The following is a 14,197-nucleotide window of genomic DNA, read 5'->3' on the forward strand; positions in this document are numbered from 1 at the left end:
GCGCGGCCGCCGACACCAGCCACGCCGGAGCACACCAGCCTCACCCCAGCGACGCGACCACCTCGGCGGCGTCGGCGGTGGCGCCGCGGATGAGGGCGAGGCCGCGGGCGTCGCCGACGACGCGGACGTCGAGGCCGGGGAGGGCGGTGGTGAGGGCGTCGGCGAGGGAGGTGTCGGGGAGGACGTCGCCGGCGAGGACGACGGCGTCGGCGGGGAGCTCGCGGGGCTTGCCGTGGGCGGGGGTCCAGGCGACGGCGGTGGGGGTGATGGCGGAGACGGTGCAGCCGACGTGGGCGGTGACGCCGAGGCGGTCGAGGCGGTCCATGTGCTCGGTGCGGCGCTTGGCGCCGAACCCGGGGGTGAGCTCGGCGTCGGTGAGCAGGTGGGAGACGAGGGCGCCCTCGGCGGCGGGGGTCTCGGCCAGCCCGCCGGTGGCGACCACGACCAGGTCGGGGGAGAGGGAGCGGACGAGGTCGGGGGCGGCGGGGGTGCCGAGCCGGACGTCGACGTCGGCGACGGCGACCTCGTCGAGCAGCCAGTGCAGGTAGGGCCGGTTCTCCTCGTGAACGACGGACGCGTCGCGCAGGGTGCCGCCGAGCCGGTCCGACGCCTCGAGCAGGACGACGGCGTGGCCGGCGTCCGCGGCCCGCGCGGCGGTCTCGAGGCCGGCCGGGCCACCACCGACGACCACGACCCGGCGCCGGCGGGCGGGGCCGGCCACCAGCACGGCCCGGTCCAGCTCGTGGCCGGTCAGCGGGTTCACGGCGCACTCGGTGGCGAGCTTCTCCTCGAGGGTGTCGATGCAGCTCTCGCAGGAGATGCAGCGCCGCACCCGGGTCGCTCCGCCGCCCCAGCCGGCGAGCTTGCGGGGCAGGTCCGGGTCGGCGAGGAGCGGGCGCCCGAGGGCGACGAAGTCGGCGCGGCCGTCGGCGAGCACCTGCTCGGCCAGGGCGGGGTCGTGCAGCCGGCCGACGGCGATGACCGGGACGTCGACGGCCTCGCGCACGGCGGCGGCGCCGCCGACGTTGAGCCCGTCACCGTCATCGGCCGCGTTGACCATGCCGGTGACCAGGCGGTCGATGACACCACCGCTGACGTGGAAGGCGTCGACGCCGGCCTCGACGAGCAGGGGCGCCATCGCGGCGGTGTCCCAGACGGGCCGGCCGGCGGCGACCCGCTCGTAGCCGGAGACGCGCAGGGTGATCGGGAAGTCCTGGCCCACCTCGCTGCGGATCGCGGACAGCGCCTCGAGCACGACCCGGATCCGGCCCTCGAGCGAGGTGCCGCGGTAGCGGTCGCCCCGCCGGTTGCGCTGGGGCGCGAGGAAGGAGCCGAGGAACATGTAGCCGTGCGCGGCGTGCAGCTCCATGCCGTCGTACCCCGCCTCCCGCACGCGCGCGGCGGCCGCGCGGAACTGGTCGAGGACCCCCGCGACCTGCTCCTTCGTCGCCTCGGCAGACGGCCGTCCGGTGAGGTACGACGGGATGACGGACGGTCCGAGCGAGGTGGCGCCGAACATCTCCGGACCCAGCCCGTCCGGCCCGGCGTGCACGACCTGCGGCTGGATCCGTGCGCCCTGGGCGTGGACCGCCTCGACCAGCCGCCGGTGCGCGGCGACCGCGGCGTCCTCGCCGATCTGCAGGCCGCCCGGGGTCTCGGGGTGCTGGGGGTCGATGCCGGTCGCGCCGACCGTCACCAGCCCGACGCCACCCTCCGCCCGTCGCGCGAAGTGGGCGACGGTGCGCTCGGAGGGGTGTCCCTCGGGCGTGCCGTACATCGTCTCCATCGGCGACATGACGATCCGGTTGCGCAGCTCCATCGCGCCGATCAGGCCGGGGGCGAGCAGGTGGGGGAACACGGGAGCGACCCTAGAACCTGTTCTAGTCCCTGACTAGGGTGAGCGTCGTGGACTTCGCGATGGTCACCGCCTACCAGCCGATCGACCAGCTGGTGCCGCTCGCCCGGGCCGCCGAGGAGGCCGGCTTCCGCGCGCTGAGCATCGCCGACCACGTCGTCGACCTCGAGACCGTGGCGACGCCCTACCCGTACACGTCGACCGGGGAGCGGCGCTGGGGCCCCGACGTCGACTGGCCGGACCCGTGGGTCACCGTCGGCGCGCTCGGCCAGGTGACCAGCCGGCTGCAGTTCTTCACCTCGATCTACGTCGCCGCGATGCGCAACCCGTTCGTCGTGGCCAAGGCGGTCGGCACGGCGGCCGCGCTGACCGGCGGGCGGGTCGCGCTCGGCGTCGGGGTCGGCTGGTGCCGCGAGGAGTTCGAGCTGCTCGAGCAGGAGTTCGGCACCCGCGGACGGCGCACCGACGAGGCGCTCGAGCTGCTGAAGGAGCTGTGGGCGCCGGGCTGGACGGAGTTCGCCGGCGAGTTCTACAGCTGCGAGCGGCTGACCATGAAGCCGGAGCCGCCCGGTCCGGTGCCGGTGTGGGTCGGCGGGCTCAGCGACGTCGCGCTGCGCCGTGCCGCCCGGCACGACGGCTGGGTCGGTGACATGGCGACGACCGAAGACGCGGTCGCGACCGCGCAACGGCTGCGCACCTTCCGCGCCGAGGCCGGCCGCGACCTCGACGAGCCGTTCGACGTCGTACCGGCGCTGACCGACGCGATCACGCCCGAGGACTTCGTCCGGGCCGCCCGCGGCGGGGTGACCATGACGATGACCGTGCCGTGGATGTACTACGCCCCCGCCGACGCCCCGCTCGAGGACAAGGTCGCCGGCGTGCAGCGCTTCGGCGAGGAGGTCATCGCGCCGGTGCGCGAGCTCCTCGCCTGACCGACCGGTCGGGTCAGCCCTGGATGTACGTCGTCAGGGCGGCCACCAGGGTGGCCTGCGCCTTGTCGATGTCGACCGACGTGCCGAAGGCCTTGTCGAGGCGCAACCCGCGCATCGCGCTCGGCAGCACCGCCGCGACGTCGCGTGCCTTCTGCTCGTCCCAGTGGGGCGCGTCGAGGCCCTCGAAGAAACGGAGGAAGGCGACCTCGCCGAGCTGGTCGAGCTCGGTCAGCGACGCCGCCGTCTTCGGGTGGGTCTCCGCGAGCACCGCCCGCGGGCGCGGCAACCCGGCCTTGATCGTCTCGATGGCGACGCCGTGCGGCGACTCGAGCAGGCCGCGGTAGAGGTCGGCGACCTCCTTCAACCGGCCGGCGACGGTGTCGGAGGTCGGCTCGGCCCACAGGTCGGCGCCGGCGTCCTTCATCTGCTCGACGACCGCCGACCAGAACCCGTCGGAGTCCCCGAAGAGGTTCTGCACCGACCCCCAGCTCAGCCCCGCCTCCTTGGCGACGAGGTTGATCGAGACGGCCTCCGGCCGCCCGTCCCCGAGCAGGCGCAGCGCCGTGGCCAGCAGCTGCTCCCGTGCCGCGACCCCGCGGCGGTTCGGCTTGCGCGTGGATGCGCCTGGCGTCGATGTCATCTAACCCCCCTGGCTGAGATGCCTGAGCACATTCAACCACCCCTCTCAGGGCCTGTAGAGTTGAATGCTTGCCGCCCCGGACTCGTGTCCTGGCGGCGGCTATCGAACTAGGTTGCGGACGGCAGGGGTCACGTCGGTGTCAGACGAGCTGGTGGAGCGCGAGGTCGCAGCAGAGCAGGCCTTCGTCGACCGGGTCTACCAGCAGCTGGGTGAGGCCGGGAAGGCCGCCCAGCAGCTGGCGAAGGAGGGTCACTCCCGCGGCCGCCTCGGCCACGAGGGCGGGCTGGTGGAGCGCGACGCGATGGTCTTCCAGGCTGCCAAGCGGATCGCGCAGCTCGACGCGGCGCAGGAGGGGCTGGTCTTCGGCCGGCTCGACCTCGATGCCGCGGTCGACCCCGCGCCGCGGTACGTCGGCCGGATCGGCCTGCGCGACGAGAACCGGGACTCTCTCCTCATCGACTGGCGCGCCCCCGCGGCCGCGGTGTTCTACCAGGCGACGGCGGCCGAGCCGCACTCCGTGATCCGGCGCCGCGTGCTGCGCAGCGCCGGCCAGAAGGTGGTCGGCGTCGAGGACGAGCTGCTCGACGCCGAGGCGCTCACCGCCGCCGAGGAGCAGGGCCGCGAGCTGCCGATCGTCGGGGAGGGGGCGCTGATGGCGCAGCTGTCCCGGGCCCGTGACCGGTCGATGCACTCCATCGTCGCGACCATCCAGGCCGAGCAGGACAAGGCGATCCGCGCCCCCTCGAAGGGCGTCGTCAGCATCAGCGGCGGACCCGGCACCGGCAAGACCGTGGTGGCGCTGCACCGCGCGGCGTACCTGCTCTACACCGACCGGCAGCGCTACGAGCGCGGCGGCGTGCTCGTCGTCGGCCCGTCCGGGGTCTTCATGCGCTACATCGAGCGGGTCCTGCCCAGCCTCGGCGAGACCGCCGTCGCGCTGCGCAGCCTCGGCGAGGTCGTCGACGACGTGCGGACCACCCGTCACGACGAGCCTGCGATCGCCGACATCAAGGGCTCGGCGCGGATGGCCGAGGTGATGCGTCGCACCGCCCGCCAGCAGGTCCCCGGGAGCCCGCGGGAGTACCGCGTGTTCTGGCGCGACGACCGGCTCGTGCTCGACCGCGGCAGGCTCGGCCAGATCCGCCGCCAGCTGATGTCGCAGGGCCTGCGCAACAAGCAGCTGCCGCGCGTGTCCAACGCGCTGCTCGACGCGCTCTGGCGCCAGGTCCGCGGCGAGCGCGGCCGCGAGCAGGGCCGGGAGAAGTTCAACGACGAGATGCTCTCGCGCCAGGACTTCCTCGACTTCGCCCACGCGTGGTGGCCGCCGCTCGACGCGCCGACGGTGCTGTGCTGGCTGCGCGACCCCGACTTCCTCGGCCGCGTCTCCGAGGGCGTGCTGACCGCCGAGGAGCAGCGTCTGCTCGCCAAGTCCTGGAGCCACCTCGACCCCGAGCGCCCGATCAGCGGCCAGATCTCCATCGAGGACGTGCCGCTGCTCGACGAGCTGCGCTACGCCCTCGGCGACGTCCCGCAGAAGGCCGACGACGAGCGCGACGACCCGCTGGCGATCATCGAGGGCGCGGTCAACGTGCAGGAGCTGATCACCGCCTCCGACCGCGAGTTCGCCAGCGGCCCGGCCTGGCGCCCGCCCACCAACAGCATCGAGGACGACGGCTACGCCCACGTCCTGGTCGACGAGGCCCAGGACCTCACGCCCATGCAGTGGCGGATGGTCGGCCGGCGCGGCCGTACGGCGTCGTGGACGATCGTCGGCGACCCCGCCCAGTCGTCGTGGCCGGAGCCGCGGGAGGCCGCCGCCGCGCGGGCCGAGGCGCTCGAGCGCAAGCAGGTGCACGAGTTCCACCTGTCGACGAACTACCGCAACTCCGCCGAGATCTACGCGCACGCCGCGGAGTACGCCCGGCGGGTCGGCCTCGACGCCGACCTCCCCGACGCGGTGCGCCGCACCGGCGAGGAGCCGAAGCGCGTCGACGTCCCCGAGGGCGGTGACCTCGAGGCGGCGACCCGCGAGGCGGTCCTCGAGGTCGCCGGGCGCGTGTCCGGCACGGTCGGCATCGTGGTGCCGGTCGCCCGCCGTTCCGAGGTCAACGCCTGGCTGGCGTCGTGGCCCGAGCTCGCCGACGACGCGCCGGGTGCCCGCGCCGCGGTCGACTCGGCGGTCGCGCCGTCGGGCGAGGACCGGGTGGTCGTGCTGACCGGCCTCGACACCAAGGGCCTGGAGTTCGACGGCATCGTCGTGGTCCGACCGCAGGAGATCGAGGACGAGTCCGCCACCGGGCGCGCGACGCTCTACGTCGTGCTCACCCGCGCGACGCAGCTGCTCACGACGGTCGGCTAGCAGCTCGGGGGTTTCGCCGGGTCGGTCGCGGGGGGACGATCCCCCCATGACCGACCAGGGCTCCGCGTACCCGCCCCCGCCGTACCAGTCCGCGCCTGCCGACCCCGGCGCGTCGGCGCGCCACCCGATGGTGGTGCGCCACCTGCTCGGCGCCGCGTTCGCGCTCGTCGCGACGCCGGTCGGCCTGTTCGTCCTCGACTACGGCGCGGGGGAGTACCTCCGCGACCGGGCGGTGCGCCTGGAGGACGCCACGGTGAGCGGCTACTCGCTGCTCATGCTCCTCGGCGCGGGCATCCTCGGCCTGGTCGCGGCGTCCGCACGGGTGTCCGGCCTCGGCCCGGTCCTGGCGGGCCTGCTGTGGGCCGCCGTGCCGCTGCTGTGGTTCATGGTCGACCTGAGCAGCTTCTACAGCGCGATGCGGGACCTGCCGGGCACGCACTACTGGTTCAGCGACCCGCCGATGCTCTTCGCGCCGACCGCCGCCCTCCTCGTGGGTGCCGGGCTCGCCGGCCGCTGGCGCGGCGCGCTGAGGGAGACCGGGACCCGCACCCCGGACGCCGCGTCCGGCTGGCAGTGAGCGACGTACGATCGTCGCGTGGACGAGCGCGAGGAGCAGGGCGTCGAGGAGGCTGCGCCGGGTGAGGTGCCCTGGCAGCACGACCCCGACCTGCCTGTCGACGCGCGCCGGATGGGCCTGAGCCCGCTGGTCCCCGACGGGGCGATGCTGCAGTTCGCCGGCTCGCTCAACAGCACGAAGACCTCGCACCGCGTGGTCGCGTGGGTGCTGCTCGCTGTCTTCCTCGTGCCGGTGCTGCTCACCGTGCTCCGGGTGCTCGGCGGGGCCTGACGCCCCGCGCCGGGCCTGCGGTCAGAGGCTCATCTCGACCTGGGCGAGCAGCGGGTCGCGCAGGCCGGTGGCGTCGTGCTCCCACCAGGCGTCGCGGTAGACCACCCGACCCGTCATCCACGGCTCGTGCCCGGGCAGCGCGACCAGCTGGAACGCCGGCTCCGGGATCCGCGGCGAGGGCGCCTCGATGCCGTACGACGACGCGGGCTGCCAGCCGTGCCGCGAGTAGTAGCCGGGGTCGCCCTCGAGCACGACGACCGGGGCGCCGAGCCGGCCGGCCTCCTCGACGGCGGCGGCGAGCAGCGCGGCGCCGATGCCGACCTTCTGGTGGTCCGGGTCGACCGCGAGCGGGCTGAGGACGAGGATGTCGAGCAGCTCGGAGCGGGCGTCGAGCCAGGCGTGGCTGAGCCCGACGTGACCGACGACCCGGTCGTCCTCCACGGCGACGAGCTCGGCCCGGACCAGGCCGCGGCCCAGGACGTCCGACCACAGCTGCGCGATCTTGTCGCCCTCGTCGCCGAAGGCCGCGGTGATGACGGCGGCGACGCCGTCGCGGTCGGGCTCGCCCGGGGGACGGACGGTCGCCGTGGTGGTCGCTGAGCTCATGGCCCCAGCATGCACGAGGGGGCCGGTTCAGCGGGAGGCGAGCCCGACCACCGTGGACAGGTCGTAGGTGCCGGCGTCGCTGCCGAGCCCGCCGGCGACCTGCGCGGCGGTTGCGCACCCGAGGCGCGCGGCCTCGACCGGGCCGCGGCCCAGGGACAGCCCGCGCAGGTAGCCGGCCGAGAAGGCGTCGCCGCACCCGGTCGTGTCGACGACGTCGACGGGGTAGGCCGGCACCTGGTCGACCCCGCATTCAGTCGCGACCAGGGCGCCCCTGGCCCCCTGGGTCACCGCCACCGCCCCGACGCCGAGGCCGAGCAGCGCCCGCGCGCCCTCGGCGAGGGTGGTGGCGCCGGTGAAGCCGAGCACCTGCTCGTCGTTGGGCAGCAGGTGGTCGACGTGCGGCAGCGCGGCCGCGATCCACGCGAGCATGTCCGGGTCGCCCGGCGCGAGCACGTCGACCGACGTGGTGACGCCGGCGGCCCGGGCGCGCGCGAGCAGCTCGCCGGCCGCGTCGCCGCCGAGGAACTCCGGACCGCCGAGGTGCAGGTGGCTCAACCCCTCCAGGAGGTCGTCGGGCAGGTCGTCGAGGGTGAACGCCCCGTTGGCGCCGATGCAGTGCCACGCGGGCCGGTCGCCGTTCGGCCGCACCGGCAGGACCGAGGCCGACGTCTGGGTCGTGTCCTTGCGCACCAGGCCGCGGGTGTCGACGCCCTCGTTGCCGAGCAGCGCGAGCAGGGTGTCGCCGACCGCGTCGGTGCCCACGGCGCCGTAGGAGCGCACGGTCGCGCCGAGCCGGGCCAGCACGACGGCGGTGCCGCCGGCAGTGCCGGCCGCCGACATCCGGATCGTCTCGACGAGCTGGCCGTCGGAGCGCTCGGGGATCGACTCGACCCCGAGCACGTGGGTGTCGAGGACGTGGACGCCGACGGCGGCGACCGTCATCGGAACGGTCATCGGACCTCCCTCGTGGAGCCGTAGCCGCGCTCGATCGCGACGCGGACGACGTCGGCCTGCTGCTCCGCGGTGAGCGCCCGAGGAGTGCCGAGGGCCGTGGCGCGGTGGTGGAGCTGGCACAGCCACTCGAGCAGCAGCGCGTTCTCGACCGCCTTCTCGAGCGTCGCACCCACGGTGACCGAGCCGTGGTTGGCGAGCAGGGCGGCGCTGCGGCCGCTGAGCGCCGCACGGACGTGCGCGGCCAGGGCGTCCGTCCCGAAGGTCGCGTACGGCGCCACGCGGACCGCCCCACCGAGCGCGAGCTGCTGGTAGTGGAGCACCGGCAGCTCGTCCAGCACGCAGGCGACGGCGGTCGCGAACGGGGCGTGGGTGTGCACGACCGCCCCGACCTGCGCGCACGGGTGGTCGTCGTACACGCCGAGGTGGAGGGCGAGCTCGGACGTCGGCGCGAGCCGGCCCTCGACGACGTCGCCGGTCGTGGAGACGACCGTGACGTCGTCGGCCGTGCAGCCCGCGAGCACCACGCCGGTGCCGGTGACGGCGACCAGGTCGCCCGAGCGGGCGCTGACGTTGCCGGCCGTGCCGACGAGCAGCCCCGCGTCGGCCAGCTGCCGGCAGGCCGCGGCGACGCCGGCGCGCAGGGCGCCGGGCTCCTCGTGGGTCACCTGGTGATCCGGGCGAGGTAGGCGATGGCCAGCTCGATGGCCTGATCGATGAGGAACGCGTCGCCCCGCGGGTCGCGCTCGAAGGCGAGCTGGAACGCACGGTCGCCCACCTCGACGGCGAGCTCGGCGATCGCGGCGAGCTGCTCGGGCGTGAACCCGGCGGGGTCCACCAGCCCGGCGTCGGTCGCGAAGGCGAGCAGGTTCTCCGCGATCCGCTTGTTGTGGTGGCGCCCGTAGTCGTAGACCGCAGTGTTGGTGCGCCCGCGCATCCAGATCTGCATGAACGCCGGGCGACGCTCGTAGACCTTCACGAACGCGCGCATCGAGGTCTCGACGAGCGAGGCGACGGTGACCTCGGGGAGCGCCGCGAGGTCGGTGGCGACCTGGTCGTCCATCTCGGCCATGTCCCGCTCGCACAGTGCGAGCAGCACGGCCTCCTTGTCGGAGAAGTACTGGTAGAGCGAGGCGACGGGCAGGCCGGCCCGCTCGGCGATGGACCGGGTGGTCAGGCCCTCGACGCCGTCGGCGACCACGAGCTCGGCAGCGGCGTCGAGGATCCGCTCGACGCGCTCGCGCGAGCGGGCCTGGGTCGGGAGCCGGCGGCGGCTCGGCCCGACCGCGGCACCGCTCGGCTCGCCGCTCGTTGGGCCGTCGACGGTGGCGGAGGACATGGCGGAAGTGTAGCCTCTGAACCGGAATCTGACACATATTCACTTTCGTTCCCGGGTGAAAGGCCTTCGATGCTCCTCACGGACGACCTGATGACCATGGGCCGGCGCGGCCTCGTCGTGGGCGGGGCCGCCACGCTCGGCGCGCTGGCGACCGAGGCGCTCGAGGCGGAGGTGAACGCCGCGACGCTGCGCGGGAGGCTGCCGCGCCGGGTGGACGTCGTGGTCGTCGGCGCCGGCATCGCCGGACTGGTCGCCGCGGAGCGGATCGCCCGCCGGGGCCGGTCTGTCCTCGTCGTGGAGGCCCGCACGCGGGTCGGTGGACGGGTGCTCCACCACGATTTGCGCACCGGCGGTCGGGTCGAGGCCGGCGGGGCCTTCATCGGCCCGACCCAGGACCACATCCGCGCCCTGGCGGACGACCTCGGGGTGCGCACCTTCAAGGAGCACGTCGCCGGCAAGAACGTCTACGTCTCCTCGAACCCGCTGCTCGGGCGCCAGGAGTTCACCGGCACCGTCCCGCCGGACCCGACGATCCTGCTCGACGCCGCGCTCGCGCTGACGCGGCTCAACTCGATGGCCGCCGAGGTGCCGGTCGACGCGCCCTGGGCGCACCCGAAGGCGGCGGAGTGGGACCGCACCACGCTCGGCGCGTGGCTCCGCAGCAACACCCTCAACAGCCGCGGCATCGACAACCTCATCAAGTCGTGGACCCACCCCGGCTTCGGCGCCGACCCCGACCAGCTCTCGCTGCTCTACGTCCTGCACTACATCGCCTGCTCCGGCAACGAGCGCACCACCGGCACCTTCGAGCGCAACTCCGACACCGTCGGTGGTGCGCAGGAGAGCCGCTTCGTCGGCGGCTCGCAGCGCATCCCGCTCGGCCTCGCCCGCCGGCTCGGGGACCGGGTCGCCCTCGGCGCCGCCGTCCGCCGCATCGAGCACCGTGGTGGCCGGGTCGTGGTGCACACCCGCCGCGGACCCGTCTCCGCCCGCCGGGTGATCGTCGCCGCCGCGCCGAAGCAGGTGCTCGACATCAACTTCCACGGAGCCCTGCCCGCCGGCCGCCGGGCGCTGCTGGCGGGGATGCAGATGGGCCGCCTGATGAAGTGCGACGCCGTCTACGAGAAGCCCTTCTGGCGCGACGCCGGGCTCTCCGGCTTCGGCATCGCCGACACCGGGGCGGTCCGGGTCGCCTTCGACAACCACGTGACCAGCACGGGGCACGGCATCCTGCTCGCCTTCGTCGGCGGCTCCACCTGGCGCCAGTACGGCACGTTGTCGCGGGCCGAGCGCCGCCGCGCCGTCCTGGAGGGCTTCGCCAGCATGTTCGGGGACCAGGCACTGAGGCCGATCGAGTACACCGAGCACGACTGGACCCACGAGCGCTGGACCCGCGGGGGGCCGGTCGCGTTCTGCCCGCCCGGCGTCCTCGCCACCCACGGCCGCCACCTCCGGCGCCCGTCGGGCCGGATCCACTGGGCCGGCACCGAGACGTCGACGTACTGGACGGGCTACATGGACGGCGCGGTCCGCTCGGGCAAGCGTGCCGCCCTCGAGGTGCTGGAGAAGCTGTGACCAGCCAGGCCGTCCGCAGGTCCACCGTCCTGCTGCTCCTCGCCGTGCTGGCCACCGCCGGGCTGGTGCCCGCCGACGCGGCAGGCGGGCGCACCCCCGGCACCGCCCGGGTGTTCGCGAAGGTGCCGGCGCCGGGCTTCCCGGCGTACGTGCACGTCCACCCCAACGGGCGCGTGTACGCCGGCACCTACACCAACCCGACCGGCGACAAGATGCGCTCGCGAGTCATCGAGTACTCCGCCTCCGGCACGCTGCTGCGCTCGTGGACCGTGCCCGGCCAGGACCTGGCGAAGCCGCGCGGCGTCCAGGTCGCCGCGACCGACGCCCGGGGGAGGCTGGTGCTCCTGGAGAAGTCCCGCGCACGGGTGCTGACCCTCGACGTGCGCACCGGCAGGTTCACGGTGCAGGCGACGATCCCGGACCTGCCCGGTGGCGGGCACCCGATCCCCAACTACGCCACGTGGGGCCCGGGTGGCGCGCTCTACCTCACCGACTACGGCCAGGACGTGGTGTGGCGGATCCCCGCTCGCGGCGGCAAGCCGAGGGTGTGGTTCCGCTCCGCACGGCTGGCCGGCATCGCCGGCTTCGGCACCACCGGCATCGTCTACGAGCCGCGCACCCGGTCGTTCCTGATTAGCCAGCAGACCACCGGCGACGCGCTCGACCTGTTCCGCGGCCACCTCTACCGGCTGCGGGTGCGCGCGGACGGGCGACCCGGCGCGCTCACCGCGCTCTGGTCGGCGGGCGGCCCGCTCGACCTGCCCGACGGCTTCGGCGTCGCCCGCTCCGGCAACATCTACCTCGCCCTGCTCGGCGCCAACCGGGTGCTCAAGCTGAGCCCGACCGGCACGGTGCTCGCCCGCTGGTCGGCGAACGGCTCGGCGGTGCCCTTCGACAGTCCCTCCAACGCCACCTTCCACGGCACCCGCGTCCTGGTCGCCAACCAGTCCGCGATCCTCGGCGACACCAGCCACCACGTGATCCTCGACCTCGAGGTCGGCGAGCACGGTGCCCCGGTGGTCGTGCCGAGGCGGTCGCGGCTGCGCTGACCCCGCCCGGGCAGGCAGGGCGAGGGGTGGCCCGCCCCGGAACGGACCACCCCTCGCGGGAGTGCGTCGACGGACCCCCCACAAGGCCCGAGGACGCCGGCCGGTGCGGCGGCCTCAGCCCGCCTCGGCCCGGGCCACGTCGCGCGCGACGTCGCGGGCCTGGCGCAGGGTGAGGACGGCCAGCACCCGACGACCGAGGTGCGCCGAGGGGACCAGGCCGAGCTTGTCGAAGACCCGCCGGGTGACGGCCTCCGCCTCCTCGGGCGTGAGGCCGAGCTGGCGTGCGATCGCGGAGCCGGACTGGCCGTGCGCGACCATCTGCAGCACCCTGCGCTCCCGGGGGCCGAGCCGCTCCAGCCGGCTGGTGGCCGCGACGTAGGTGAGCTCGAGCATCGTCGTACCCATCACGCGGGCAGCACCGGGCCGCCGTGGAGGAGGAACCGCCGACGAGCCCGCCGGGGGGAGGGAGCGGGGCGCGGGCCCGTCAGCGGGAGGACCGCCGGGTCCCCGGCGGTGGCGTCGGTGCGCTGCAGGATCGCCAGCACCGCGGCCTGCGTGCGGCGCAGCCGGATGTAGGCGTCGTCGAACTGGTCCTCGCCGTCCTGCACGTCCAGCTGTGCCTCGCACATGTGCTGCCAGCGCGACCGGAGCGCGGCGACCAGGCCTCGCGGGCCGTGGAAGTACTGGTTCCACTCGTCCCGCCAGGGCAGCGCCCCGGTCATGTCCGTGGCGACTGCGGCCTCGACCTCGCGGATGATGCGGGTCCGGGCGTGGGTCTCGTTCCAGGTCATCTCGTCGTTCCTTCCGGGAGCTCGCGGCGGGGGAGCCACCGCTGAGGGCTTCTGGAGGGAGGAGCGCCGGGTGACCGGACCTGATACGACGAACTTCGTCCGCGTTTCCGAGGTGTATCAGCGGCACTGGCTCGCGGGTCCGAGATGCGGGACGATCAACCCGTGACGCAACCGCTGTCCACGCTCGTCCCCGCGGCGCGGGAAGGAGACCAGCATGCGTGGGACACGATCGTCGATCGTTTCCTGCCCCTGGTGGGCGCGATCGTGCGCGGCCACCGGCTCTCGGAGGCGGACGGGGACGACGTCAGCCAGACGGTGTGGCTGCGGCTCGTGGAGCACCTGGGCGACCTGCGGGAGCCGGACGCGCTCCCCGGGTGGATCCGGACGACGACCCGGAACGAGTGCCTGCGGCTGCTCGCCGCGCGCGGCCGGACCCGGCCCGTCGACCCGCAGGACGACGTCGCCGGCGGTGGCCTCGACGCGGTCGAGGACGACCGGGCCGAGGTCGACCTGCTCGCCGCGGAGCGCCGGCAGCTGCTGCGCGAGGCCCTCGAGGAGCTGCCCGCCGCTCGCCGCGAGCTGCTCCTGCTGCTGCTGGAGGACCCGCCGGTCGGCTACGAGGAGATCAGCCGGCGGCTCGGGATACCCATCGGCAGCATCGGCCCCACGCGGGCCCGGGCACTGGACCAGCTGCGACGCACCCGGGCCCTGCGCGGCCTGGGTCCCGACCTCGTGGGAGGGGAGAGGTCATGACTGACGCATTCCAGGGGTGGGACGACCTCACGGACGACGAGCTGATGGCGGCACTCGACGAGGCGGTCGCCGAGGCGGACGCGGTGCCGGACCGGCGCCGCGAGGCCGCCCGCGCCGCCTTCACCTGGCGCTCCGTCGACGCGGAGCTCGCCGAGCTGCTGCACGACTCCGCCCTCGACGCCGGCGCCGCCGTGCGCTCCGCCGGGGCCGCCGCGACCGGGCCGCGCTCGCTCGCCTTCGGCCGCAGCGGGCTCACCCTGGAGGTCGAGGTGGACGGTGACCAGCTGCTCGGCGAGGTGGTCGCCACCGGCGACGCCGCCACCGCCGAGGGCCCGGTGACCGTCGCCCTCCAGCGCCCCGACACCCCCGACCTCGCCACCACGGTGGACGCGGCCGGCTTCTTCCGGTTCGCCGGCGTCGGGACGGGAGCCGTGCGCTTCGTCGTCACCCGGGGCGGCTGGTCGCTGACCACACCGTGGGTGACCCTCTGACAGGGCGTC

General features: G+C 74.6%; 16 protein-coding genes. 8 read left to right on the top strand and 8 right to left on the bottom strand.

Going from position 1 to position 14,197, the window contains the following annotated elements; genetic code table 11:
* Window positions 1–40 precede the first annotated feature (40 nt).
* Window positions 41–1,858: an FAD-dependent oxidoreductase gene (locus tag L615_RS14630; protein WP_222430562.1), complete on the bottom strand. Its 1,818-nt coding sequence runs from the start codon at window positions 1,856–1,858 to the stop codon at window positions 41–43.
* A 47-nt stretch (window positions 1,859–1,905) separates the two neighbouring features.
* Here L615_RS14630 and L615_RS14635 point away from each other — a divergent pair, with 47 nt between their 5' ends.
* Complete coding sequence (locus tag L615_RS14635; RefSeq protein ID WP_222430563.1) at window positions 1,906–2,787, top strand: TIGR03619 family F420-dependent LLM class oxidoreductase; 882 nt, start codon at window positions 1,906–1,908, stop codon at window positions 2,785–2,787.
* A gap of 13 nt (window positions 2,788–2,800) precedes the next feature.
* On the opposite strand, the gene L615_RS14640 is transcribed toward L615_RS14635, so the two are convergent.
* Window positions 2,801–3,427 (bottom strand): TetR/AcrR family transcriptional regulator, encoded by a 627-nt coding sequence (locus tag L615_RS14640; RefSeq protein WP_145725546.1) that lies wholly within the window; start codon window positions 3,425–3,427, stop codon window positions 2,801–2,803.
* A 136-nt stretch (window positions 3,428–3,563) separates the two neighbouring features.
* Between L615_RS14640 and L615_RS14645 the strand changes: the two genes are divergently transcribed.
* The 3 genes from L615_RS14645 to L615_RS14655 are packed head-to-tail and all read left to right on the top strand — an operon-like array spanning window position 3,564 to window position 6,633.
* On the top strand, window positions 3,564–5,786 hold the full coding sequence (locus L615_RS14645) for a UvrD-helicase domain-containing protein (RefSeq protein ID WP_145725547.1): 2,223 nt from the start codon (window positions 3,564–3,566) through the stop codon (window positions 5,784–5,786).
* A 46-nt stretch (window positions 5,787–5,832) separates the two neighbouring features.
* On the top strand, window positions 5,833–6,363 hold the full coding sequence (locus tag L615_RS14650) for a hypothetical protein (RefSeq protein WP_145725548.1): 531 nt from the start codon (window positions 5,833–5,835) through the stop codon (window positions 6,361–6,363).
* Between the two features lie 18 nt (window positions 6,364–6,381).
* Entirely contained in the window at window positions 6,382–6,633 is a 252-nt protein-coding gene (locus L615_RS14655; protein ID WP_051486008.1) for a hypothetical protein, read from the top strand.
* Window positions 6,634–6,654: 21 nt separating this feature from the next.
* On the opposite strand, the gene L615_RS14660 is transcribed toward L615_RS14655, so the two are convergent.
* The 4 genes from L615_RS14660 to L615_RS14675 are packed head-to-tail and all read right to left on the bottom strand — an operon-like array spanning window position 6,655 to window position 9,529.
* Entirely contained in the window at window positions 6,655–7,239 is a 585-nt protein-coding gene (locus tag L615_RS14660) for a GNAT family N-acetyltransferase (RefSeq protein WP_145725549.1), read from the bottom strand.
* 27 nt (window positions 7,240–7,266) lie between these two features.
* Window positions 7,267–8,193, bottom strand: coding sequence for a carbohydrate kinase family protein (locus L615_RS14665; RefSeq protein WP_261376713.1), 927 nt, complete (start codon window positions 8,191–8,193; stop codon window positions 7,267–7,269).
* Window positions 8,190–8,858 carry a class II aldolase/adducin family protein gene (locus L615_RS14670; protein ID WP_145725550.1) on the bottom strand — a complete coding sequence of 223 codons (669 nt, stop codon included), beginning with the start codon at window positions 8,856–8,858 and terminating at the stop codon, window positions 8,190–8,192. Before L615_RS14670 ends, L615_RS14665 begins: the two co-directional genes overlap by 4 nt.
* Complete coding sequence (locus L615_RS14675; RefSeq protein WP_028656547.1) at window positions 8,855–9,529, bottom strand: TetR/AcrR family transcriptional regulator; 675 nt, start codon at window positions 9,527–9,529, stop codon at window positions 8,855–8,857. The genes L615_RS14670 and L615_RS14675 overlap by 4 nt, the downstream gene beginning before the upstream one ends.
* A gap of 69 nt (window positions 9,530–9,598) precedes the next feature.
* On the opposite strand from L615_RS14675, the gene L615_RS14680 reads away from it, so the two are divergent.
* Both L615_RS14680 and L615_RS14685 read left to right on the top strand, forming a co-directional pair.
* Entirely contained in the window at window positions 9,599–11,104 is a 1,506-nt protein-coding gene (locus L615_RS14680; protein ID WP_261376714.1) for an FAD-dependent oxidoreductase, read from the top strand.
* Window positions 11,101–12,153, top strand: a complete 1,053-nt coding sequence (locus tag L615_RS14685) for an SMP-30/gluconolactonase/LRE family protein (RefSeq protein ID WP_145725551.1) — start codon at window positions 11,101–11,103, stop codon at window positions 12,151–12,153. Before L615_RS14680 ends, L615_RS14685 begins: the two co-directional genes overlap by 4 nt.
* 114 nt (window positions 12,154–12,267) lie before the next feature.
* On the opposite strand, the gene L615_RS14690 is transcribed toward L615_RS14685, so the two are convergent.
* Both L615_RS14690 and L615_RS14695 read right to left on the bottom strand, forming a co-directional pair.
* Window positions 12,268–12,546, bottom strand: coding sequence for a LuxR C-terminal-related transcriptional regulator (locus L615_RS14690; protein ID WP_186449879.1), 279 nt, complete (start codon window positions 12,544–12,546; stop codon window positions 12,268–12,270).
* An 11-nt stretch (window positions 12,547–12,557) separates the two neighbouring features.
* A complete protein-coding gene (locus L615_RS14695; protein WP_145725553.1) occupies window positions 12,558–12,944 on the bottom strand; it encodes a hypothetical protein in 387 nt (128 codons plus the stop codon).
* A 162-nt stretch (window positions 12,945–13,106) separates the two neighbouring features.
* Between L615_RS14695 and L615_RS14700 the strand changes: the two genes are divergently transcribed.
* Window positions 13,107–13,697, top strand: coding sequence for an RNA polymerase sigma factor (locus L615_RS14700; RefSeq protein WP_198020259.1), 591 nt, complete (start codon window positions 13,107–13,109; stop codon window positions 13,695–13,697).
* Complete coding sequence (locus L615_RS14705) at window positions 13,694–14,188, top strand: hypothetical protein (protein WP_036518491.1); 495 nt, start codon at window positions 13,694–13,696, stop codon at window positions 14,186–14,188. Before L615_RS14700 ends, L615_RS14705 begins: the two co-directional genes overlap by 4 nt.
* Window positions 14,189–14,197: the final 9 nt, after the last annotated feature.

The organism is Nocardioides sp. J9 (assembly GCF_007829375.1).
GTDB lineage: Bacteria > Actinomycetota > Actinomycetes > Propionibacteriales > Nocardioidaceae > Nocardioides.

What these genes read in the sequence shown, in the direction of transcription:
- L615_RS14640 (WP_145725546.1), bottom strand. Translation starts at nt 3,427, where the DNA reads ATGACATCGACGCCAGGCGCATCCACGCGCAAGCCGAACCGCCGCGGG.
- L615_RS14650 (WP_145725548.1), top strand. Translation starts at nt 5,833, where the DNA reads ATGACCGACCAGGGCTCCGCGTACCCGCCCCCGCCGTACCAGTCCGCG.
- L615_RS14660 (WP_145725549.1), bottom strand. Translation starts at nt 7,239, where the DNA reads ATGAGCTCAGCGACCACCACGGCGACCGTCCGTCCCCCGGGCGAGCCC.
- L615_RS14665 (WP_261376713.1), bottom strand. Translation starts at nt 8,193, where the DNA reads ATGACCGTTCCGATGACGGTCGCCGCCGTCGGCGTCCACGTCCTCGAC.
- L615_RS14675 (WP_028656547.1), bottom strand. Translation starts at nt 9,529, where the DNA reads ATGTCCTCCGCCACCGTCGACGGCCCAACGAGCGGCGAGCCGAGCGGT.
- L615_RS14680 (WP_261376714.1), top strand. Translation starts at nt 9,599, where the DNA reads ATGCTCCTCACGGACGACCTGATGACCATGGGCCGGCGCGGCCTCGTC.
- L615_RS14690 (WP_186449879.1), bottom strand. Translation starts at nt 12,546, where the DNA reads ATGCTCGAGCTCACCTACGTCGCGGCCACCAGCCGGCTGGAGCGGCTC.
- L615_RS14695 (WP_145725553.1), bottom strand. Translation starts at nt 12,944, where the DNA reads ATGACCTGGAACGAGACCCACGCCCGGACCCGCATCATCCGCGAGGTC.
- L615_RS14705 (WP_036518491.1), top strand. Translation starts at nt 13,694, where the DNA reads ATGACTGACGCATTCCAGGGGTGGGACGACCTCACGGACGACGAGCTG.